The sequence below is a fragment of the Staphylococcus sp. OJ82 genome (assembly GCF_000294465.1).
GTDB classification, from domain to species: Bacteria; Bacillota; Bacilli; order Staphylococcales; family Staphylococcaceae; genus Staphylococcus; species Staphylococcus equorum.
Map to the genome: position 1 here is coordinate 347,913 of NZ_ALPU01000011.1, position 20,380 is coordinate 368,292.

General features: G+C 32.6%; 27 protein-coding genes. 3 read left to right on the forward strand and 24 right to left on the reverse strand.

What is annotated here, in order from left to right:
* Nucleotides 1–6 precede the first annotated feature (6 nt).
* The 15 genes from SOJ_RS12610 to SOJ_RS12675 form a co-directional block, all read right to left on the reverse strand.
* Nucleotides 7–591, reverse strand: coding sequence for a hypothetical protein (locus SOJ_RS12610; protein ID WP_002508502.1), 585 nt, complete (start codon nucleotides 589–591; stop codon nucleotides 7–9).
* Nucleotides 584–1,084 (reverse strand): hypothetical protein, encoded by a 501-nt coding sequence (locus SOJ_RS12615; RefSeq protein WP_002508503.1) that lies wholly within the window; start codon nucleotides 1,082–1,084, stop codon nucleotides 584–586. The genes SOJ_RS12610 and SOJ_RS12615 overlap by 8 nt, the downstream gene beginning before the upstream one ends.
* Before the next feature lie 74 nt (nucleotides 1,085–1,158).
* Nucleotides 1,159–1,497 (reverse strand): hypothetical protein, encoded by a 339-nt coding sequence (locus SOJ_RS12620; protein WP_002508504.1) that lies wholly within the window; start codon nucleotides 1,495–1,497, stop codon nucleotides 1,159–1,161.
* Nucleotides 1,494–1,772: a hypothetical protein gene (locus SOJ_RS12625; protein ID WP_052034667.1), complete on the reverse strand. Its 279-nt coding sequence runs from the start codon at nucleotides 1,770–1,772 to the stop codon at nucleotides 1,494–1,496. The genes SOJ_RS12620 and SOJ_RS12625 overlap by 4 nt, the downstream gene beginning before the upstream one ends.
* Before the next feature lie 44 nt (nucleotides 1,773–1,816).
* Nucleotides 1,817–2,356, reverse strand: a complete 540-nt coding sequence (locus SOJ_RS12630) for a hypothetical protein (RefSeq protein ID WP_037539618.1) — start codon at nucleotides 2,354–2,356, stop codon at nucleotides 1,817–1,819.
* Nucleotides 2,357–2,530: 174 nt separating this feature from the next.
* Entirely contained in the window at nucleotides 2,531–2,845 is a 315-nt protein-coding gene (locus SOJ_RS12635) for a hypothetical protein (RefSeq protein WP_002508507.1), read from the reverse strand.
* 11 nt (nucleotides 2,846–2,856) lie between these two features.
* Nucleotides 2,857–3,615, reverse strand: coding sequence for a hypothetical protein (locus tag SOJ_RS12640; protein WP_002508508.1), 759 nt, complete (start codon nucleotides 3,613–3,615; stop codon nucleotides 2,857–2,859).
* Between the two features lie 415 nt (nucleotides 3,616–4,030).
* Nucleotides 4,031–4,339 (reverse strand): hypothetical protein, encoded by a 309-nt coding sequence (locus SOJ_RS12645; protein ID WP_002508510.1) that lies wholly within the window; start codon nucleotides 4,337–4,339, stop codon nucleotides 4,031–4,033.
* A gap of 325 nt (nucleotides 4,340–4,664) precedes the next feature.
* Nucleotides 4,665–6,119 carry a DNA primase family protein gene (locus tag SOJ_RS12650; protein ID WP_002508511.1) on the reverse strand — a complete coding sequence of 485 codons (1,455 nt, stop codon included), beginning with the start codon at nucleotides 6,117–6,119 and terminating at the stop codon, nucleotides 4,665–4,667.
* Nucleotides 6,116–7,015: a primase alpha helix C-terminal domain-containing protein gene (locus SOJ_RS12655; RefSeq protein ID WP_002508512.1), complete on the reverse strand. Its 900-nt coding sequence runs from the start codon at nucleotides 7,013–7,015 to the stop codon at nucleotides 6,116–6,118. The genes SOJ_RS12650 and SOJ_RS12655 overlap by 4 nt, the downstream gene beginning before the upstream one ends.
* 72 nt (nucleotides 7,016–7,087) lie before the next feature.
* Nucleotides 7,088–7,396 carry a hypothetical protein gene (locus tag SOJ_RS12660; protein ID WP_002508513.1) on the reverse strand — a complete coding sequence of 103 codons (309 nt, stop codon included), beginning with the start codon at nucleotides 7,394–7,396 and terminating at the stop codon, nucleotides 7,088–7,090.
* Nucleotides 7,396–7,794, reverse strand: a complete 399-nt coding sequence (locus tag SOJ_RS12665; protein WP_002508514.1) for a TscA family type II toxin-antitoxin system antitoxin — start codon at nucleotides 7,792–7,794, stop codon at nucleotides 7,396–7,398. The genes SOJ_RS12660 and SOJ_RS12665 overlap by 1 nt, the downstream gene beginning before the upstream one ends.
* Nucleotide 7,795: 1 nt before the next feature.
* The gene (locus SOJ_RS14590; RefSeq protein ID WP_002508515.1) at nucleotides 7,796–7,936 is read right to left on the reverse strand and encodes a hypothetical protein; all 141 of its coding nucleotides are present in this window, start codon (nucleotides 7,934–7,936) and stop codon (nucleotides 7,796–7,798) included.
* On the reverse strand, nucleotides 7,933–8,235 hold the full coding sequence (locus SOJ_RS12670) for a helix-turn-helix domain-containing protein (protein WP_002508516.1): 303 nt from the start codon (nucleotides 8,233–8,235) through the stop codon (nucleotides 7,933–7,935). The genes SOJ_RS14590 and SOJ_RS12670 overlap by 4 nt, the downstream gene beginning before the upstream one ends.
* Nucleotides 8,236–8,250: 15 nt before the next feature.
* Nucleotides 8,251–8,484 (reverse strand): helix-turn-helix transcriptional regulator, encoded by a 234-nt coding sequence (locus SOJ_RS12675; protein ID WP_002508517.1) that lies wholly within the window; start codon nucleotides 8,482–8,484, stop codon nucleotides 8,251–8,253.
* A 190-nt stretch (nucleotides 8,485–8,674) separates the two neighbouring features.
* Between SOJ_RS12675 and SOJ_RS14095 the strand changes: the two genes are divergently transcribed.
* Together SOJ_RS14095 and SOJ_RS12685 are read left to right on the forward strand one after the other, a co-directional pair.
* A complete protein-coding gene (locus SOJ_RS14095) occupies nucleotides 8,675–9,412 on the forward strand; it encodes a helix-turn-helix domain-containing protein (protein ID WP_274516991.1) in 738 nt (245 codons plus the stop codon).
* A gap of 13 nt (nucleotides 9,413–9,425) precedes the next feature.
* Nucleotides 9,426–10,598: a tyrosine-type recombinase/integrase gene (locus SOJ_RS12685; protein ID WP_002508519.1), complete on the forward strand. Its 1,173-nt coding sequence runs from the start codon at nucleotides 9,426–9,428 to the stop codon at nucleotides 10,596–10,598.
* 73 nt (nucleotides 10,599–10,671) lie between these two features.
* Here the strand turns inward: SOJ_RS12685 and SOJ_RS12690 are convergent, their stop codons facing one another.
* From SOJ_RS12690 to eda, 9 genes are all read right to left on the reverse strand, one after another.
* Nucleotides 10,672–10,989: an ABC transporter transmembrane domain-containing protein gene (locus SOJ_RS12690; protein WP_002508520.1), complete on the reverse strand. Its 318-nt coding sequence runs from the start codon at nucleotides 10,987–10,989 to the stop codon at nucleotides 10,672–10,674.
* A gap of 248 nt (nucleotides 10,990–11,237) precedes the next feature.
* The gene (locus SOJ_RS12695; RefSeq protein ID WP_002508521.1) at nucleotides 11,238–12,059 is read right to left on the reverse strand and encodes an SDR family oxidoreductase; all 822 of its coding nucleotides are present in this window, start codon (nucleotides 12,057–12,059) and stop codon (nucleotides 11,238–11,240) included.
* The gene (uxuA, locus tag SOJ_RS12700) at nucleotides 12,059–13,090 is read right to left on the reverse strand and encodes a mannonate dehydratase (RefSeq protein WP_002508522.1); all 1,032 of its coding nucleotides are present in this window, start codon (nucleotides 13,088–13,090) and stop codon (nucleotides 12,059–12,061) included. The genes SOJ_RS12695 and uxuA overlap by 1 nt, the downstream gene beginning before the upstream one ends.
* A gap of 2 nt (nucleotides 13,091–13,092) precedes the next feature.
* A complete protein-coding gene (gene uxaC, locus SOJ_RS12705; RefSeq protein ID WP_002508523.1) occupies nucleotides 13,093–14,499 on the reverse strand; it encodes a glucuronate isomerase in 1,407 nt (468 codons plus the stop codon).
* A gap of 15 nt (nucleotides 14,500–14,514) precedes the next feature.
* On the reverse strand, nucleotides 14,515–15,810 hold the full coding sequence (locus SOJ_RS12710) for a TRAP transporter large permease (protein ID WP_002508524.1): 1,296 nt from the start codon (nucleotides 15,808–15,810) through the stop codon (nucleotides 14,515–14,517).
* On the reverse strand, nucleotides 15,807–16,316 hold the full coding sequence (locus SOJ_RS12715; protein ID WP_002508525.1) for a TRAP transporter small permease: 510 nt from the start codon (nucleotides 16,314–16,316) through the stop codon (nucleotides 15,807–15,809). The genes SOJ_RS12710 and SOJ_RS12715 overlap by 4 nt, the downstream gene beginning before the upstream one ends.
* Nucleotides 16,291–17,328 (reverse strand): TRAP transporter substrate-binding protein, encoded by a 1,038-nt coding sequence (locus SOJ_RS12720; RefSeq protein WP_002508526.1) that lies wholly within the window; start codon nucleotides 17,326–17,328, stop codon nucleotides 16,291–16,293. The genes SOJ_RS12715 and SOJ_RS12720 overlap by 26 nt, the downstream gene beginning before the upstream one ends.
* 29 nt (nucleotides 17,329–17,357) lie before the next feature.
* The gene (locus SOJ_RS12725) at nucleotides 17,358–18,329 is read right to left on the reverse strand and encodes a sugar kinase (protein ID WP_002508527.1); all 972 of its coding nucleotides are present in this window, start codon (nucleotides 18,327–18,329) and stop codon (nucleotides 17,358–17,360) included.
* Between the two features lie 2 nt (nucleotides 18,330–18,331).
* Entirely contained in the window at nucleotides 18,332–18,949 is a 618-nt protein-coding gene (gene eda, locus SOJ_RS12730) for a bifunctional 4-hydroxy-2-oxoglutarate aldolase/2-dehydro-3-deoxy-phosphogluconate aldolase (protein ID WP_002508528.1), read from the reverse strand.
* A 147-nt stretch (nucleotides 18,950–19,096) separates the two neighbouring features.
* On the opposite strand from eda, the gene SOJ_RS12735 reads away from it, so the two are divergent.
* Nucleotides 19,097–20,041, forward strand: coding sequence for a LacI family DNA-binding transcriptional regulator (locus SOJ_RS12735; protein ID WP_002508529.1), 945 nt, complete (start codon nucleotides 19,097–19,099; stop codon nucleotides 20,039–20,041).
* The last annotated feature ends 339 nt before the right edge of the window (nucleotides 20,042–20,380 follow it).

The window sequence follows — 20,380 nt, forward strand, 5'->3', positions numbered from 1 at the left end:
ATCTTCCTATCTGTTATGAATTTTTAAGTTTGTAACGTTTTTACCGTATTTTATTTTACAGCCTTTAAAATCAACTTTTATTTCACTTTCTCTAACTGATTCTTCATATAGTGCATTTATATTAATATCAAAATTAAATGTAAAACTGTTAGTATTATTTTTCAAATTGTAACTATATATATATTGAGATATCGTTTTAATTTCAGGATCATTTGTTTTTGTAACATCTATCCAATCTGGGAAATATACAAAAACATACCCTTTTGCATTACTAGTGTTACCTAAGATGTCAACTTTCACTGATATCTTTCTTGGTTTTCCATCTAATTTTATAGTATTTGATTTATCTCTAGAGTCTATTACTTTCATATCCACCATAGACCTAAAGGATAAAAATAAAAACAAAATAAAATTGAATATAGAGGTATACAGAGCAACACTCATAGTAAAAATAATATCTTGAGGAAAAAAATGAGTAAGAAAAGGAAAAATACACATAAAGTTATAATTAATTGCGCAGAAATACGAAAGAAAAATAAAAATAAATGTAAATATTGCTTTAAGAAGATCTGCTTTCCACTTATTATTCATTTAAGTATCCATTCAATATTTCTTTTATAATGTCCATAAATATCAATTCATTATTTTGTCCGAAAATAAGTCCATTAGAGTGAACCTCTTCTGAAACATTTGCTTCAGTATTATACAAAATTATTTTATCAATAAATATCGAACCATCATCAAGTGCCCAAAATAAATATTCTTTCATTAACGTAAAATCTTTTTCTTTATTTTTAATTTGATTAAATATTAATTTTATTTCATCAATTGTTTCTTCATCAATTGTAGGGTCTGTTATTTCCATGTTAATAATCTCCCAATCCCTAGAACCATTTACTTTTTCAAGTATTTTCAACATAAGATATGAGTTAATTGTAATTTGAGTATAACCTTGTTCATATATTTTTTTCATTATTTCGGGATATGAGCCAAATTTAGACAAATCATCAATTTCAACTGAAATCACGTCATAAACATTATCATTATATATTTTCATTAATTTCACATAATTTGTCATTGTCATTTCCCCCTCCCGAATTTTATTGTCATATATAATATAACCTATAAATTAATTGTAATACAACAAAAAATATTGTATTAATGCAATACTTTACCCAACAACTCATTTAGCATTTGCCTAACTCTCGGTGCTTGCACACCAAATATACTACCAGCCTTTTCGAAACTAACTCCATTACAAATTAATAAAAACAAATTATGTTCTTTTTCAGTCGCTACTCTTTCTACAATAACCTCTAACTCGTTAAAAAATATAATATCCTCAACATTGCTATTATCTATCTCATTCGTTTCTTCTTGATCATTCACATTAAAGAAGTCATCAATACCAATATCTTCATCACACGTAACTTTATTATCTATTGTATTGTGATAATTCAATATGAACTCTTTTACAGTTGCTTTATCGTATCTCATACATAATCCACTGCCTTTGCAACACGTTTCAATATAACCTCTCTAGCGTGTCTTAGTGTTAATTCACTTACACCTATCACATCAGCTATCACTTCATCTGTATACTTCTTATCATCCCACCAAGTGAGTTTAATAATCTGTTGTACTTTAACTTCACTATTGTTAAATACCTCTGTAATACCCTTTACAATCGATTCTAGGTTCATGTACTTTAATTCGTTCATATCACTAGGTTTATTCTTATAAGTATCAACCATACTATGATAATTACGCATGTATTTTTCTAATATTGGATAATCTACTTTATCTAATCCCCTAATCACACAACCAACTCCTCACGCTCATTATTTAGGCTTTTTTTTACTTCTACTACAAAGTTTTGATATATAACTTCATTCTCTTTTTCACGCTGTTCATTGCGTTCTATACGTTTATTGTGATGTATCTTATATAAATCTTCCTGTAACTTATCAATTGTCTTATAAGGCTTGTTACTGCCATTAGATTTGAAGTATCTCATCACTTCTTTTTGTTCCTTAGGTGTGTAGTTACTGATAAGTTTCTTCAATAAATTGAGTTTCTTGGTACTATTAATTTTAAAACGATTCAATTCATCTTTTTGGTCAGTGATCCATATGACTAATTTCTCTACTGGATATGAAACTGTTATAACACCAGCGATTTCATCACACACTGTATGAGAAGTATTAAGATGATACATTGCATTGATTTGTTCCTGTATTGCTCGTATCTTACTATTAATAAACATGGGGTTATATTGAGTTAACAGTTCATATTCCGTTAATTTTGTACCATAGTAGTAAAATATGCTCTGCGATTTTATAAGTTTCAAATCCATCACCTCTTTTCAATTTGTATATGGGGAGGGGGTTATACGCGATAATTATTAACAAATGTCGAGAAAAGACTCCCCACCTCGTTCCCCGAGGTTAAAATAAAATTAAAAATATTTTGGTGGGGGGGGTTAAATAATACAGATACACCACAATAGTGCATCTGCAATTGTTTTACTTTATACCTTTTGGATATCGTCCCATGTCAATCCTTCATCATATTCATGGTGAACCACATTGTTAATATCAATAACATAATCCTCGTTATTTTTTAAATGACTTATCGTCTTTATCGCTTGCGCATTACTTCTTATCTCTATATCAGTTAATTCTCTTTCTTTAAAGTTTCTTACTCTGCCATATATGTGTGTTTTACCTAATACATCTGCGAAGTACTGTATAGCTTGTTCGCTTATAGGTCTAATACAATAAATATATTCTTCTCTTAAGTATTGTTTTGAATTTTCTCTTTTGACTTTTTCAAATGCCTTCATTAATAATCCTCCTAATAGTTTTTAATTAATTCATTGTTTTTATTATTAATATTTTGATTCGTACTATATAAATTATATTTTTCTTTATAATATAGTGCGTTTTGGTCGGTGATATATTGTGATAAAGAACCACCAAACACGCCAATTCTAAAACGTAACCAACTTTTACCCACACGTTTCTCACTGTCAAAATGTCCTACTACATCTGTTCTCCAGTCTTCTACACTATCTGGATTATTTAAAAATAGCTTCATGCCTTGTGCTATCCTTTGTTCATTTTGCATTTCTGAACGCTGCTCAAGTAACAGATCTTTTTGCTTAATCAATGATTTAATTTGCTCCTCTACACTGTTTAAATCATTTGTATTACTGTTAATGTTTTCTTCTAAAAGTTTGTATTCCTTATCAAAATTAGACTGTACTAAATTCATTTTATCTTCTGGTACACGTGGCACAAACTGACGGTTAACCCTTATATCTAATTCTAATTTCTTTTCTTTATTTAGTAGTTCCTCAACTTCTTCATCAGGTGCACGCTTGATATATTCCTTTAACATGCTTAGTTCTTCATGAGGTAATACGCCATAGTAAAACTGTCTATCCTGTTCAAGCAATAACTGTAACGCCCTCATAGATTCAGTCATATATTTTGCTTTTGGTTCCTTAACTTTAATGTGAGTTACTGTTTCATTCTTTCGTTCATCAGCCTGTAAATTTTCATTCATTTTACTAATAATATTTCTTAATTTATTATTTTGAAATCCGAGCATTGTTTTATTCTCCCTTATTTTTAACATTATTATTTTTATTGTTTGTTTACTTAATTAAGTTCTTTGACATTGTCTATCTATAATTCTTTTGATTTGTCTAAATTCATCTTCTTTACGTGTATATTTTCTTATTCTCTTACTTAGATAACTCGCTGATACATACCGAGGATTAATAGGTGATTGTTTAATAATTTTATTAGCCACTATATTTAAATTTTTCATGCTTAGCACCTCATTAAGTAATCTCTAAACCAATTATATTTAGCGTTTCTAACCACTTTTACGTTACCTTCATTATACCATTATGGGGTATATAAATCCAATACTGACGAGGGTTTGAGTTGTATAAAGATATAAAATATCTGGAATATCTTTAAATGCGTATACGTACGCGTATTTGAGATTAAATTTAGTGTTATTTATCTAATTGTTTAATACTTTTCTCACTAGCGTTAAAGTGCCAATTGAGGCAATTCTTGTCTTTCACATCAAATCCAGCTTCCAGCATAGCCCCTTTAAATTGACCATTAGTTACATAACTACTTCCAAAGGTACCAGACAACGATTCACGATATTTTCTTTCAAAAACATGTTTCAATCCATATGAAGAACGTCTTGTATTAAATGTTTTAATTTTATTAATTGAGTAGCAAAATTCTAGTAATGCGTCTTTCTCAACTTGGTTTAACTTTTCGAATTCTTCGGGTTGATCTAATTGATTCATAATATTTGCTCCATTCTTATTTTTATTATCAGTGTGTCACGAGAGTGAAATAAAAGTTGCTACATTCTTTAAAAGTTGCTACAAATCCCATAAAACATTACTCCCACAATGATTTTAACGATTCCTGAAATGGTTAAAACCTGCTACATGAGTTGCTACATTCTTTAAAAGTCGCTACAAAAACTTGCTACACAACAGTTAAAACCTGCTACATTTTATTAAAAGTAGCTACAATATTTGAAAACTTGCTACACTCAAATCCTTACTCCCACAACGCTTTTGATAATTATGTAGCAACTCTATCTAAATGTAGCAACTTTTGTCCTTACTTCTCTGACACAGAATTTATTTTTTTATACAAGTTACTTCCTTTTTGTGGTTCTATAATATTATCTTTGTCACTGTATTTGTCGTCGGTATCATATGGCGCTACATCATATAATACATCGCTATTTTTATGATAAAATCTTAACGGGTAACCTTTAAATGGAGAACGTGCCATTTCTACCGTATAACCTAGCCTTATTAATTCTTTAGTGAAACTGTGTACTTTCATGACTTCGTAACCATATCTTTTTGCCCATTGTCGATATATTTCGTATGCTACTTCTCTTGCTCGACCGTCTACGGGGTGAATAGGTCTATTACCTTCCATATCTAAAAAGTGCCTAACTGGTTCGTTTTCATATTGATAACTTTCTACCAGTTCATCGCTTTCATCTACTTGAGTAAACTCACCTGTATTTAATAGTTCGGGAAGATGTTCCATACATTTATTTAATAATGCTGTTAAAATATCAGGTTGGTTTAACTTTTCATCAAGACCAAGCTCTTTTTCATAACCACCGTCACCAAAAGTGCGTTTCATAGGAACAATAACCATACGTCGATAAAATCCAAACGTTTTATCACTTGCAGGTGGAATGTTATTACCAGCAAACAACAGTTTATTATGTGGTTTAAAATCAAAGTCTTGCTTGCCTTTAGGGTTAACATTAATTACATTACCAGTGGCAATTGATTTATAGTTACCTGTATCTTTAATAAACGTATTGTCCATATCATCATCAATATTAACCATCTTGCCCATTAGACGAGCTGGTTTAAATTCATGCCCTAAATCTTTAAATTTTAAAGCAGTGGTGTTTCTCCGACCAATAAAATTTTGTATTAGTTGAAGCAATGTTGACTTACCATTACTGCCATTTTTATTTTTTGTACCTGTACTATAAAAGAATATTGTTTTTTCTAAAAAGTTTTCTTTGTATAGACAATATGCGATCACTTGATAAATAAGTTTTTCAATTTGAGAATCGTCATCTGCGACACCTCTTATAAACCTTTCAAGCACTGCACTTTCAACATTCTTATCATATTTTACGTCAATCTTACTTGTAGATATATGTTGTGGTGAATAGTCTGTTAAATCACCCGTTTTTAAGTTTAAAACACCATTATCTACAACTAATTTATGTGGTTCTAACTGTTTATCTTTAAACTTTATAGACATTGCCTTTAATTTATAAAACACTTCCCTATTTTGATGTTCCTTAATTTGTGGCATTTCTAAATAAGCAATTTGTCTAATGGTATCTTCATCTAAATGTTGATAGTATTTTCCGTTAAAAAAATGAATGTTACCATCAATCATAATCATGTTGTATTTCGAAGCTAAATTATGACTAAAGGTAGTGTGATTAAACTTGTCGTCGTCCTCTTGCTGAATCATTTCTTCACGATAATCCGATATATGACTTAAAACTTCTCTTTTGTCACTCATTTACTAGCCCCTTTCTTTTTATTTTTCTTATCTTTTTTCAGTATTGAAATAAAGGTCTTATTCACTTCCTCTTGCTCAATAGGTGGCGAGCAATTCATAGCCCAAGCACTCACTAAACCATATACAAGTTCAGGTTCAACATATCTGCGTAATAGGTAGCCACTTATTGAAGCTAGCGCTTGATTGCGTTCACCTTCACCAACACCAAACGCAAGATCACGCCAATAAGATGAATCACGCTTTTTATATAGGTTTGAGTAATTAATGGTAATTGGTTTGTCTTTTTGTATGTTGTCTAGATTTGTAGACAACTGATTTAAATCATCGTTAGTTATAGCAGGAGCATCATTATGTTTAAAAATATATACTGCGCTTTTATCCTTCTTAACTGGTAGCGCCATAACTTGCGACGGTACAAAACTAGCTTCGTCTACTTCATAACCAATATGGTTTGCTAAAGTGTTTGAATACTTTCTATAATCATCTGCACTCACAGGCTCAATTAAAGGTACCATTAAGCGTATTCTAGGCTTTTCGGTATGATGTGAGTGTGTGGTGTGATATGCCCACGAATAGCCTTCTAATTGCTTACAAATAGCATTGTCTAATCCTTTGAAATCAGTAATCACATCATAATCAAGCGCAATAACAGAACGATTAATAATATTGTCGTCCTTACGGTACTTTTCATAACCGTTGCTATCTTCAACATCACCATAAAGCACTAAACCACGTTTATACTTGTTTTCATTAATCATTGGTATTTGTAATTTATTGAGCCAATCAGACCAATTCCATGTATCAAAATCACGAAATGAGTTGGAATAAAGGCTGTCATATTGTATAATGGATATACGAAAATCGTTATCCAATTTTATTTTGTTAAACTCTTTCATTTTTCCACCTCTTTTAAAATGAGAGGCAACCATGATAAAATATCTATGCATGATTACCTCATGTATTAATTACTACGCGTTATCTTCGGTTTGGTCGCCAGCAGATAATGCGTTTTTTTCTTGCTCAATATTAATTTGAATATCATCTTGCATATTCTCAATGTCACGTCGGATTGCTGATAAGGTAGATTCCACAATGTAATTTTGCTTAATGTTGTTATTAATCATTTGATGCACCATAGGCTCATTACTTTTCATTGCAAACTCTCTACCACTTTCTAATCCTGGAGCTTCTGCACTCAAGAAATCTAATAGTGATTGAACCTTATTTCTCAAATCTGCAAACTCAATGCTTTCTTGTACTTTTTCTGTGTATAACATTATTCCATTTCCTCCACTTCAATATTTCCTACAATGTAATCTAATGCCCATTCTAATATTCCAATGATGTGACCTTTTCGATTTGTTGTATGCTTTGTTTCCCCGTCTGTATCAACTATGCTATATTCGTATACTTCCTTTTTATCTTTCAATACATCTCTAAAAGTTAGCGTTACATCATCTAGTATTAAAAATTCTTCACTTTCAAAATCTAATTCACATAGAATATTAAATAAATCTTTTCTAAATAGATTAATTACTTTTTCTAAGTAAGTTGTTTCTGTAATCCCTTGTTCAGTAAGCATGTTATAACCAATTGATAAGCTACTACTGTTATTTACAACCTTTTCCATATCTCCAGTTACTTTTGATAATTGATGTTTTTGTTTAATATTCATCTTACTCAACCTCCAATTTTTTTAATGTAATTCCTGATACTGCCATAAATCCATAAAATGTTATTGCTATAAATATGTCTAATACTATGCCGAGTAATACAGTTACAAGTGATAGTAATAAAATATATAGTAGGTATTTCATAGATTCACCTTCTTTAAACTTTTTAGATCGTTGTTAGTAATATCCATCTGCGAAGTAATATGATCCATGAAATCATCTACATCAGACTTCTTAAAACGGTATGTGCTACCTACACGAAAATATTTCATTCCGTTTTTGATTAGCAAATCATCAATAGTAGGTTTTGATAAATTAAGATATTTTGATAACTCGTTATAAGTCATAAAGTATTTCTCTTTTGCTAATTCCTCCACACGTTCATCAATTGCTTGTTGTAACATGCCACGGGCTTCATCTTCATCAATGCCGATATTAAACATGTGTTACGCCTCCTTTTAATTTTTGCTACTTTTTGCTACTTTTTTACTAAAAAAAATTTCATCTATAGTAATTTTTTCAAAGCCATTATTTACTAGCTTATCTTTGACTTTCATTTTTTCATAATCTTTAAAAGGAGTAATACCTTTTTCTTTATTTCTGTAAGATTGTACAGAAATATTTAATAAGCGAGCCATTTCAATTTGTGTATAACCTATAAATTTGCGATAGCTAACAACTTTATTTTCCATCTAAAATACCTCCTTTGCTACTTTATGCTACAAGATTACCATACCAGTTTTCTATTTGCAATACTTTCAATGCTACTTTTTGAAACTACTCCTTTTGAAATTACTTATATGATGATAAAATAGTATTAATTTAAAAGTTAAGAGGTGGATTATCATCAACCAAACAATTTTATCTAAAAACATTAAAAAGATAAGGCAATCAATTGGATTGACAATGGAGGATTTCGGAAAAAAATTCACTCCTAATGCGCATAAATCTTTAGTATCAAAATGGGAAAAAGGGCAATCTCAACCAAGTGTTGAAAGACTTAAAAAAATAGCTGAAATAGGTGATGTTTCAGTTGACTATCTGATAAGTGGTAATAAAATAACTTACAATAATTTTATAAAAAAAATAAAAAATAATGATGAGTATTTAAAAGAAGAACTGTCTGAAAAACTACTTAATTTTATAGAAAGTCTTTTTCAAGACTATGAAGAAATAAAAAATGAACAATCACAAATAATAAATTTATTTTTAGCATTCCAAGAAGAATTGGATATTTCAATAAGTGAATTAATTCCTAGATTTACAGAATTGATATACGACCAAGAACTAGATTTTTATATTGAAGGATCTTATATTTTGTACACTGAAGATATTTATAAAATAACTACAAAAATATATTTGATAGACTATATATATGAATTATTAGTTCAGATTTCACTAGATTACCCCTCTATTTATTATAGAAATTTAATAGAAATTTTAGGGTCTGCAAAAGATGAAATAATCAATGTTTCCTTTAAAAAAAATAATTATACTGATACACAGCAAACGTCATTCAAACCTAAATTTATAAGAGAAGCTGTTTATAATGATTATACAACTGATATTAATAAAATAATTGAAAAAATAAGAAAATATAACTTACATCAAAATAAATGATTCGGGTGATTAAATGGCAAGCTATGACCAACTCAATAATAAATTATGGCGCTACCGTATATCATTAGGTAAAAGCCCTGTTACTGGTAAATACGAATATATATCTAAGACTGGATTTAAACGCAAAAGTGATGCGAAGAATGCTGCTGAATTAGTTGAAAGACAAATAAGAAATGGTGAGTATATCGCACCTTCCACTCATACGTTCAATTATGTAGCTGATGAATGGATTAAACACTATAGTAGAGATGCAAAAGTAAGTAGTGTGAGGGTACGTGAGAAGGCTATACATCACGCTAAAGAGCTATTTGGTAACAGAAGTATACAGACGATAACAAAGCGTGACTATCAAGCGTTTGTGGACGATATAAGCGCTCGATTTAGTAAAAATTATGTAGCTAGTATTGTAAGCTCAACTAACCTTATATTTAAGTATGCGTTGGATATGAAGATAATTGCTAAGTCGCCTATTGAGGGAATTAAGAGGGCTAAATTTAAGCCTACTGTTGAGGATTTAGAACAGAATAGCTTACAACAAAAGTTTCTTGAAAAAGATGAATTATTTAAATTTCTAAGCGTTGCTAAGCACCACCACAAGCCACTGAATAGCTTTGAATTATTTACCTTCCTTGCGTATTCTGGTATGCGTGCAGGTGAAGTGTTAGCGCTTAAATGGTCTGATATTGATTATGAAGAAAGTACAGTGAGTATCACAAAGACGTATTACAATCCAAACAATAATAAGAAAAAATATCAGATACTTACACCAAAAACAGAATCATCAATCGGTAAAATTTCAATAGATCCTAACGTTATTAAGTTGCTTCAAGATTATAAATTGAATGTGCAAGACAAATGGAAAAATGAGCTGTACGTGGATAATGATTTCATATTCACAGACAATAACGGCTATCCTCTTGTTTTTAAGAAGTTGTCACAGTGGATTCAGGCGATTATGTCACAGACTGATATTAATAAGAATATTACGACTCACTCGTTCAGATATAGCCATTGTAGCCTTTTAATTGAAGCAGGTGTACATATCAAAGAGATTCAGGAACGGTTACGCCATAAGGATATTCAAACGACTATGAACATATATGCAAGTATCACAAAATCATACAAAAAAGACGCTTCTCAAAGATTTAGTAACCTCATGGAAAACGTCTCGAAAGAATTATTTTAATCACGATTAGATTCAGCTGAACCTAATCGGTATTTTTATTTTTTAAAATTTTTATGTCAAAATTATGTCATTATCAAACACTAAACGCCTTCAAATCAACGTTAAAGACTTGTTTTACATCATTACGCATATCACGCTCTATATTCGTACCTAACTTATGTCCCCAATATGTCACGATAAATTTAAGTACCGCTACAATTCCAAAGACAAACAGCAATGCAATTCCAAAAATCACTATGAGATTCCATTGATTAGTAGGTAATAAACGGTCAATATATATACTTGTAATAAGCGGGAAAATTAATTCCAACAAACCTACAACAATTGCCGAACCAAAATCTAAGAAAAACAAACCCTTATATGGTTTGTAATAGCTAAAAAATGCTTTCACAACACCCCACCTATTCTATAATTCAATATTTTATTTATTCTTTACATATACTTTATATTATGGAGTAATTGATATGGATTATCAATAACATTCAAATCATATTTGTGACATTTTAAAAAGTGAATTTATAACACTTAAATAAATTTTTATTTCATTCCTTTTCATCTTTACCATATAAAATAGCAACAAAAAATAAACTCCTTAACCAATGTTGAATTAAGGAGTTTATTTTAAATTTTATATCTATTCTATACGCCAGAATAAGACGAGAAGCCGCCATCTACAGGAACGACGATACCTGTAACGAATCCGCTTAATTCTTTATCCATCAACCAATAAAGTGTGCCTAGAATATCTTCTGGTACACCGAAACGATTCATTGGTGTTTGTGAGAGAATTTTTGAAGCACGTTCTGAATAAGAACCATCTTCATTTCTAAGTAAAGCTTTATTTTGAGCTGTTTCAAAGAATCCAGGTGCAATTGCATTCACTCGAATGTGACCGGCAAAGTAAGTGCTCAACCATTGCGTAAAGTTACTTACAGATGCTTTTGCGCCACTGTATGCTGGAATCTTAGTCAGTGGTGTAAATGCGTTCATTGATGAAATATTAATAATTGTACCTGCCTCAGATGAAACGACATCTTTACCAAATACTTGAGACGGTAAAAATGTACCTGTGTAATTTAATTTAAATACTTTATCAATACCATCTTCTGTTAAATCAAAGAATGTTTTATCACCCTGTTCATCATACATTTCATCATTTGTTGTGGCATTCGGGTTATTACCACCTGCGCCATTAATCAGAATTGTAACTGCACCAAATGTATCGTTATATTTAAGTTTCGCTTGTGTTAAAGCATCTTTATCCAACACATTTGCCACTAATGCGACTGTTTGTTGTCTTTCTTTATCAATTTCATCTTGTAACTCAACAATTTTATCTTCAGAACGTCCTAAAATACCTACGTTGGCACCTTTTTCTACAAGGCCTTTGACGAACGTTGATCCAATAACACCTGTTGCACCAGTGATTACTACATTGACTCCTTCAAATTGTCTTGACATCATTTGCTCACTCCTTCAATTAAACCATTAATATAAGTTGCGCCTAATGCTCTATCGAACAATCCATAACCCGCTTTACCTGTTTCGCCCCAAATCATACGTCCGTGATCTGGTCTGATTGTGCCCTTGAAGTTAATATCTTGCAGTGCTTCTACCACTGCTTTCATATCTACTGAGCCGTTTTTAGATAAATGACCTGTTTCCAAGAATGAATGTGAATCTAGTCGTTTCACGTTACGCATATGCACGAAATGGATATGCTCGCCAAACGTTCTAATCATGCTTGGTAAATCATTTTCAGCTAATGAACCTAAAGATCCAGTACAGAAACAAATACCATTATTTTTACTATCATTTATAGAAAGTAAACGTTCATAGCTATCTTTATTTTTAATGATACGTGGAATACCAAATATAGGCCATGGTGGATCATCCGGATGTATCGCCAAATCAATGTCATGTTCGATTGCAGTTGGTAATACACCATCTAAGAAGTACTTCAAGTTCTCCCACAATTGCTCATCCGATATTTCACGATAAGATGTAATTAAATGATTCATTTCTTCTCTCGAATAACTTTCGTCCCAACCTGGTAAGTTTAAATCGGTCGTTAATGGATCAATATCTTTTAACTGATCATGTTTATAAATCAACGTATTAGAACCATCAGATAATTCATAGTCTAATTGTGAACGTGTCCAATCAAAGACAGGCATGAAGTTATATGTCACTGTCTTAACACCATTTTCAGCTAAATTCACTAATGATGTCTTATAATTTTCAATCAGTTCATCACGTTTATCTGTACCTAATTTAATTTCTTCACTTACAGGTAAACTTTCAACGACTTCAAATTTCAATCCTGCCGCTTCGATTGTTTGTTTTAATTTTGCGATTCTTTCTGTTGTCCAAACTTCACCTACAGGTACATCATAAATTGCAGAAACGATATGCTTCATGTCTGGAATTTGTTTAATGTTCTCTAATGTAACTGGATCATCTTCACCGTACCAACGAAATGATAATTCCATCGTTATACCTCCTTAACGCCTTCTATTTTGAATAAATTCACTGCATTGTTATAGCAAATATCTTTTAACATTTGTTCAATTGTTGCATCTGATAAGGCAATCTCACCTTTTTCAATCTTGTCTCCTAAGAAATTACATAAAATTCTTCTGAAATACTCATGGCGTGTATAAGAAATCATGCTACGTGAATCTGTCAGCATACCTACAAATTTAGCTAATAAGCCGACGTTCGCATAATCTACTAAGTGCTGTTCCATGCCTTCTTTCGTGTCATTAAACCACCATGCAGCACCTAATTGCACTTTATGCTCGCTGTTAGTAAAGTTACCTGCAGTAGCTTGAACCATAAGATGATCATTACCATTATTAGGATAAATAATCGTATCTGATAGGGCATTGTGTTGTTCAAGGTGATCTAGCATCGCGTTCAATGTTTTAGCGCTTAGTTGTTCACCTACACTATCGAACCCACTGTCAGTACCTGCGACTTCTAACATTTTCGAATTATTATTTCTAGTTGGTCCTAAATGGAATTGTACGACCCAATTTAATTCGTTATATACTTTACTAATTTCAGTTAGAATGTAACCCGCTAATTCGTATTGTTGCGTTTCGGAAACTGCTTCACCCTTCATCATGGACTCATAGATTGCCGTAGCTTCTTCTGTTGTCGCATACATTAATGGTGCTTTTTCAAAACTTTGGTCAGAACTTCTTGCACCTTGTCTATTAAAATAATGAACGCGTGTTTTAAGTGCTTCGATATAACTGTTTAAATCTTTAATTTCACCGTCAATCGTTTGATCAAGCTGCTTAATCTTGTCTTTAACTGTTGTTTCACTTAAGAATACGTAACTATCTGGTCTGAACGTAGGAATCACTTTAAATGTTACTTTTTTATCTTGATTTAATAATTTGTGATATTCCAAATCATCACATGGGTCATCCGTTGTACAAACTACAGAGACATTACTTTGTTTAATTAAGTTTTGAGGTGTATGTGATGATTTCGCTAATTTACGATTTAAAGATTTATATAGCTTTTTAACATTCACTTTATCTAAATCAGCTTCTTCGTTAAAATAGCGTTTTAATTCAAGTGAACACCAGTGATACATTGGGTTAACGATTGAATAAGGCAACATGTTCATAAATGCTTCAAATTTATCGAAATCATCTGCATCACCAGTAATTAATTCTTCTTCTATACCGTATGCTCTCATTAAGCGCCATTTGTAATGATCTCCGGCTAACCACAATTGCGTAATGTTTTCATAGTTTTTATTTTCATAAATTTCTTTTGGGTCTAAGTGACAGTGAAAATCATAAATTGGTAGATCTTTAACCTTTTGATATAACTTTACTGCTGTTTTATTATTTAATAAAAAATTGTCATTAATTAATGCCATGTTATTGCCCCTTTTCTATAATCCTAATAATTTAGGAAGGAATAATGAAATTTGCGGAATGAACGTTACGATTAACAATAAAATAATGAGTGCGATAAAGTAAGGCACTAAATATTTGAATACTGATTCCACACGAACACCGCCGACACTCGCACCAACAAATAATGCACTACCAACTGGTGGCGTGATATTACCAATACATAAATTAAATGCAATTAAGATACCAAAGTGAATTGGATCTAAACCTAAAACTTCTGAAATAGGTAAGAAGATCGGTGTGAAAATCAATACTGCTGGTGTTATATCCATAAATGTTCCGATGACTAATAAAATTACGTTCATCATCAGTAGTAAAATGATTGGATTATCTGTCATTGATAGAATGCCATTTGAAATGGCTTCAGGTAGTCCTGTATAACTCATTACGAGTGAAAATAGTGCAGAAGCTGTAATCAAGAACAGAATCATACCACTAATTTCTGCCGTTTCTTTGATGACGTTAGGTATTTGTTTGAGTGTCAGACTTTTATATATTAGTGATAACACTGTAGCGTATAACACTGCTACTGCTGCACCTTCTGTTGCTGTGAATATACCTGACACAATCCCGCCAATGACTACGATAATTAAAAATAGACTTGGCAAAGCATCTAATGTTAAAAATAATTTATCTTTCCAACTAATGCGTTCAGATACTCTGTAACCTTGTTTCTTCGCCATAACATAAGCCACGATCATACAAGCAACGCCCCATAAGATACCTGGTATATAGCCTGCGATAAATAGTGCTGCTATTGAGGTGCCACCACTCACAAGTGAATACACAATCAATAGTGAACTTGGTGGAATCAATAAACCAGATGGCGCAGATGCTATATTTGCCGCTGCAGAGTATTCTTTTTTATAGCCTTGTTTTTCTTCCATTGGTCCCATGATGCGTCCCATTGCGGCCGCCGCAGCGACACTAGAACCAGAAATAGAACCAAATAGCATATTACCTACAATATTCGTATGTGCCAGTGAGCCAGGTAATCTACCTACTAACACTTTGGCAAAGTTCACTAATCTAAAGGCGATACCACCGTTATTCATAATAATACCTGCCAAGACGAATAACGGAATGGCAAGCATTGTAAAATCATCAATGCCCGTAACCATACGCTGTGCTGCCGTTATAATCGTTACATCGAATGGTAATATCATTAATAACGTTATGATAGAACTCAAAATAATAGCCAATGCGATAGGCAAGCCGAATATCAAGAAAGCGAAGAATGTGATGAACAATACTAAACCTGCTGCAAGTGTCATACACGCTCACCCCCGTCTTCTTGATTGGCTTCTTTAACTGCTTCAAGTTCTCCTTTATCTAACAAGTTATATATTGCGTAGAAAATGATAAAGATGCCCGAAACAGGTAATGCGCCGTACATCGCTGCCATAGATAAGCCAGTAGATGGTGCAATTTGTGACCATGTTAAATTCACAACTTCATAGCCACCCCAAATCATGAGTACGAGTGCTACGATAATGATTATGACGTCTGAAGCCTTTTCCATAATAAGTTGTATTTTTTCAGGAAATCTTTCTCGAATAAATAAAATGGCTATATGTTGTTTTACACCAAATACATAACTGGCACTGAGCAAACCAAACCAAATCAATAAGAATCTAACGATTTCTTCACTCATTGTACTTGGACTATTCAAGATAAAGCGTGTAGCAACTTGATAAACGGATAATATAACCATTACAAAAAGTGCAATACCGGCTAACGTGAGGAGGAGTTTATCAATGATCTTTTTTGCTTTCTTCATAAAGCTGCTCCTCCTTCTCGATTAGTTTATAATCATCTTTTGTATCTGGGTTCTCTTTAAATTCATCTTGTAGAGGCTGAGAAGCTTTTTTGAAAGAAGATTTATCTACGTTATGGAATTTCACACACATGTCTTCTTTGGCTTTCTTTTTAGCCTCTTTCACTTCTTTATCCCAAATTACTTCATGTTTTTCAGTAGAATAAGCTGCTGCATCTTTCAACCATTTCTGCTGTTGTTTCGTTAAGTCATCATACGTATCTTTGTTCATAATCAAGATATCTGGAACAATTGCGTGTTCCGTATAATGATAATTTTTAGCAACTTCACCGTGGTTGTTTGTTGTGAGTGAAGTTTCATTATTCTCAGCTGCATCAATCACACCCGATTGTATCGCTGTATATACTTCACCGTAATCCATTGGTGTCGGTGTGCCGCCTAATGACTTAATTAAATCAACACTCGTTTTGCTTGGTTGAACTCTTATTTTCATACCTTCTAAATCACTATTATCTTCAATTTTTTTATCTTTCGTGTATATATTACGCACGCCAGCGTCATAGTATGTGATCCCTAGAAACCCCTTATCTCCAGTGGATTTGAAAAACGCATCTTGTACTTCTTGTTTTTTCATAACATGACGATAATTCTCTTCTGATTCAAATAGATAAGGCATGTTAAACAATGAATATGTTGGAGAAAAGCTTTCCAATGCAGCCGATGACACTTTAGTCATTTGTATTGCATTGGTCTGCGTCATTTCAATTGCTTCACGTTCACTACCTAATTGACCATTCGGATAAATATTAACTTTAAGTTGACCATGAGATGTTTCTTCTAATCTTTCTTTAAAAATCTCAAGTGATTTATGAACCGGATGGCTCGTCGGTTGATTATGCGCTAACATAATTTCTTTTTGCTTCTCTTCCGCATTAACATAACTATGAGGAAGTGATAAAGCTAACATTCCCGCTATAAAGAATGCGCTTACAAATAGTGTTAAAAATTTTTCCATATATCTCTTATGCCCCTTTGTTTAAGGTTCTATCGACTAAGCCCACCGAAATGAGAGGATAAATTATGCACATCGTTTTCTTCTACACTTAATGCATCCTCGTTTGTCGTATGTTGTAAGACTGAACATTTCGTCGCAAAATCTATAGTCTCGTCTAATTGCCAATTACGAATCAGTCCATGTAAGACACCAGCCATAAATGCATCACCGGCTCCAATGCGATTCAATACCGTATATTGATAAGCTTGGCCTTCAATATAGCTTTGTTGCGATAACATAATACCTTGTAATGTACTTTGCTCAATATCTCTATTACTGGAAGCCATTAATGGCATCTCATATTGTGATTGAATCGTTTCAGCACATGTCTTCATATCATCTTCTTCAGAATTTGTCTCAAGTAAATGTGTCGCATCCTTTTTACCAAAGAAGAGTACGTCAACAAGTGGCAGTATCGACTTGATTACTGGTACGGCTTCTTCTTTAGACCACAAGTTACTTCTGAAATTAATATCAAATATGATTTTAACGCCTTGTTGCTTTAATTTAGTTAGTGCATCAACGATATGTTGTCGTACTGTTGTATTAACTGCCAATGTAATACCAGTCAATACAAAGTAATCACCACTTTGTATTGGTAAGTCATCGATGATGCTTGACCCATATTCTGCGAAAGTTGAATGTTCGCGATCATAGATAACTTTACCACTTCGAAAGTCAAAGCTCTCTTCCATATAATATGTGCCTATTCTACCGTCTTGCTGTTTCAAAAATGTTGTACCTACTTGTGTCTGATACAGCTTTTTCATAGCTAAATTGCCTAATGCATGTTGTGGTAATACCGTTAACATTTCAGTAGCGTGCCCAAATTGAGATAAGGTCACGAGCGCATTTAATTCTGCACCTCCAACATTAACACCAAAGGTATTGGCATCTTTCAGTTGTTTGTAATCAGGTGGAGTATAGCGTAGTAATACTTCTCCAAATCCAAATACCGTCATAGTTATACCTCTCTTTTTAATTCAGAAATATATTGCACTAAAGCTTCTTGTCCTTGTTGTTGATAAATTTTTGTAATTTCACTGCCAATGCCTACTGCAAAACTACCTGCGTCTAACCATTCTTTTTGATTATCTTTACCCACGCCACCAGTTGGAACAATCTCAATTTGTGGTAATGGACCTTTGAAATCTTTGATAGATTTAGGTGAAAATTGTGTTGCTGGGAATAGTTTCAATACTTTACAACCATAGCGTAACGATTCAACCATTTCTTTAACCGTCATGCATCCTGGAATATAAGGAACGTCATACAAGTTAGCGATTTTAGCTGTTTCCTTATCAAAAGATGGACTTACAATAAATTTAGCACCGTTTAAAATCGCTGTACGTGCCGATACACTATCAAGTACAGTACCTGCACCAATGAGCGCATCTTCTCTCTTAGATAATTCAGCAATAATTTCTATCGCATTTGGTGTCGTTAACGTTACTTCGATAATATTAAGCCCTTGTTCTATAATTAGATTCGAAATATCTAAAAACGTCTCTGGGTTGTCTGTACGCATTACTGCAATGTGTTGACCTTCTTGAATATACTTCATCGTATCTCTTGAATTCATCTTTACATCTCCTTATAAATTTCATCTTTTGTGTTTGACCTCTGAAAATAACAACGTTGTTATTAAGATTCAAAAAAATATTCTAACGCTTATCTTTATGGTATAATTAATTCTAACTTAAATCAATCTATTTCAAGGAGAACTTTTATGGCTGTTACTTTAAAAGACGTTGCCGAAGCCTGTGGTGTCAGTTATTCCACGGTCAGTAAAGCATTAAAAAATTCCCAACTCGTTAAACCAAAAACAAAACAAATGATTCAACAAAAAGCGCTTGAAATGAATTACATACCTAATCATTCGGCTCGAGCACTCGTTTCTAAAAGAAGTGGCACGATTGGATTAATCTGGCCTTCCGTAGATCGTGTTGCCGTGACCCATCTCATTTCAGAAATTAATAGAGCCATTAAATCACTCGGTTATGTCATGTTTGTTTCAATCGATGACGTTGCGGCCGCTTCAAAGAAATTTGTTGAATTTGGCTGTGATGGTATCGTTATCTTTGATGAAGGTGACAATTCAAACTTACCGCCTGAAATTTATAATAACGTACCGGTAGTCGCATATGGTGTAGATAGAGATATTCCCTACCCGATTATCAATGTCAATCATGCAGAAGCGATGATTATGGCCATTAATGCCTTATTAGAACAAGGTATTCAAACGATTGATTACATAGGCGATATTAATACAAATGACGCCCGTCAAATCGCTAAAAAAGATGCGATTACTGATTACTGCAATGCGCAAAACATTACCTATCGTATTATCGATTCTAATGGATTGAACGCGATAGAAGCAGAAGCATCCGTGAAGCAACATTTAAAAACCGACACGCTTTCTCCTGGCGTGATTTGCGGGAGTTACGATATTACTGTAGGGACGATTAATGCCATTGGACCTGAGAATCAACCAATGATTTACTCTTACGATAATATTCCACAAATTAAAAAATTAGATTATCCTGTCAATGCTATCGGTGTTCCTACATCTGAAATCGCTCAACAAATCGTGACTACATTAGATAAAGTTATTAAAAATGAACCAACCGATGCAGCATATCATTTACATCCATCATTACAGAATAATATTTAATACATGCAAATTTCATTAAATTAACAAAGCGACCCTAGCTACATTGGACAGTGTAGTCAGGGTCGCTCTTGTTTGAGAGATATTTATCTAGAGGGTTATTACTTTTAATATTACTTCAACTGAAGCATAAGCTTTCTTAAATATATGAAGGCATCTAGCAAGTGATTTTTATAATCTAGGAATGCCATTACCAAATTGCATTGTGCCTGTCTTGTTGTCTGTTATACAACATCGCGTACACCTATCACTTTATAATGTAATGACATGCTACTTGCTAAAATGCCGTTAATATAACGCGCGCTTTATATATTGCTTGCAAGTCACGTGTTACAACACATC

Bases quoted from the DNA above. Each gene is read 5' to 3' on its own strand.
- eda (WP_002508528.1), bottom strand. From the start codon at position 18,949: ATGAATTCAAGAGATACGATGAAGTATATTCAAGAAGGTCAACACATT.
- SOJ_RS12710 (WP_002508524.1), bottom strand. From the start codon at position 15,810: ATGACACTTGCAGCAGGTTTAGTATTGTTCATCACATTCTTCGCTTTC.
- uxaC (WP_002508523.1), bottom strand. From the start codon at position 14,499: ATGGCATTAATTAATGACAATTTTTTATTAAATAATAAAACAGCAGTA.
- SOJ_RS12620 (WP_002508504.1), bottom strand. From the start codon at position 1,497: ATGAGATACGATAAAGCAACTGTAAAAGAGTTCATATTGAATTATCAC.
- SOJ_RS12610 (WP_002508502.1), bottom strand. From the start codon at position 591: ATGAATAATAAGTGGAAAGCAGATCTTCTTAAAGCAATATTTACATTT.
- SOJ_RS12615 (WP_002508503.1), bottom strand. From the start codon at position 1,084: ATGACAATGACAAATTATGTGAAATTAATGAAAATATATAATGATAAT.
- SOJ_RS12695 (WP_002508521.1), bottom strand. From the start codon at position 12,059: ATGTCAAGACAATTTGAAGGAGTCAATGTAGTAATCACTGGTGCAACA.
- SOJ_RS12685 (WP_002508519.1), top strand. From the start codon at position 9,426: ATGGCAAGCTATGACCAACTCAATAATAAATTATGGCGCTACCGTATA.
- SOJ_RS12715 (WP_002508525.1), bottom strand. From the start codon at position 16,316: ATGAAGAAAGCAAAAAAGATCATTGATAAACTCCTCCTCACGTTAGCC.
- SOJ_RS14590 (WP_002508515.1), bottom strand. From the start codon at position 7,936: ATGAAATACCTACTATATATTTTATTACTATCACTTGTAACTGTATTA.
- SOJ_RS12630 (WP_037539618.1), bottom strand. From the start codon at position 2,356: ATGGATTTGAAACTTATAAAATCGCAGAGCATATTTTACTACTATGGT.
- uxuA (WP_002508522.1), bottom strand. From the start codon at position 13,090: ATGGAATTATCATTTCGTTGGTACGGTGAAGATGATCCAGTTACATTA.
- SOJ_RS12655 (WP_002508512.1), bottom strand. From the start codon at position 7,015: ATGAAAGAGTTTAACAAAATAAAATTGGATAACGATTTTCGTATATCC.
- SOJ_RS12670 (WP_002508516.1), bottom strand. From the start codon at position 8,235: ATGTTTAATATCGGCATTGATGAAGATGAAGCCCGTGGCATGTTACAA.
- SOJ_RS12720 (WP_002508526.1), bottom strand. From the start codon at position 17,328: ATGGAAAAATTTTTAACACTATTTGTAAGCGCATTCTTTATAGCGGGA.
- SOJ_RS12735 (WP_002508529.1), top strand. From the start codon at position 19,097: ATGGCTGTTACTTTAAAAGACGTTGCCGAAGCCTGTGGTGTCAGTTAT.
- SOJ_RS12625 (WP_052034667.1), bottom strand. From the start codon at position 1,772: ATGCGTAATTATCATAGTATGGTTGATACTTATAAGAATAAACCTAGT.
- SOJ_RS12660 (WP_002508513.1), bottom strand. From the start codon at position 7,396: ATGTTATACACAGAAAAAGTACAAGAAAGCATTGAGTTTGCAGATTTG.
- SOJ_RS12635 (WP_002508507.1), bottom strand. From the start codon at position 2,845: ATGAAGGCATTTGAAAAAGTCAAAAGAGAAAATTCAAAACAATACTTA.
- SOJ_RS12650 (WP_002508511.1), bottom strand. From the start codon at position 6,119: ATGAGTGACAAAAGAGAAGTTTTAAGTCATATATCGGATTATCGTGAA.
- SOJ_RS12665 (WP_002508514.1), bottom strand. From the start codon at position 7,794: ATGAATATTAAACAAAAACATCAATTATCAAAAGTAACTGGAGATATG.
- SOJ_RS12645 (WP_002508510.1), bottom strand. From the start codon at position 4,339: ATGAATCAATTAGATCAACCCGAAGAATTCGAAAAGTTAAACCAAGTT.
- SOJ_RS12675 (WP_002508517.1), bottom strand. From the start codon at position 8,484: ATGGAAAATAAAGTTGTTAGCTATCGCAAATTTATAGGTTATACACAA.
- SOJ_RS12725 (WP_002508527.1), bottom strand. From the start codon at position 18,329: ATGACGGTATTTGGATTTGGAGAAGTATTACTACGCTATACTCCACCT.
- SOJ_RS12640 (WP_002508508.1), bottom strand. From the start codon at position 3,615: ATGCTCGGATTTCAAAATAATAAATTAAGAAATATTATTAGTAAAATG.